Source organism: Erythrobacter sp. SN021 (assembly GCF_021864455.1).
Genome location: NZ_JAKKUW010000269.1, coordinates 1 through 279 on the forward strand (window position 1 = coordinate 1; position 279 = coordinate 279).

At 63.8% G+C, this 279-nt stretch carries 1 pseudogene; it reads right to left on the reverse strand.

Going from position 1 to position 279, the window contains the following annotated elements:
* Positions 1-279 (reverse strand): annotated as a pseudogene (locus L5849_RS15845) (hypothetical protein); the annotation flags it as partial.

Below are 279 nucleotides of genomic sequence, written 5' to 3' on the forward strand. Positions count from 1 at the left end.
CGAAAGTTCGAAGCTCCAGCCGAGCAGGGTCTGAAGCAGGAGCGCCAGCGCGTAGAGCGAGACGCCGGACGAGAATACCGTCATCGCGGCGAAGGAGATCGCGTTCAGGCTGCGGGTTTTTTCGTCGAAGCGGAGCGCGAGGTATTCCGGAACCGAGCGGGCGCGCGAGCCGTAGTAGAAGGGCATCATGAAGACGCCGAGGAAGCTCATGGCGGGGATCGCTCCCACCCAGTAGAAGTGGGCGGTCATGATCCCGTACTTGGCGCCCGAGGCCGCCAT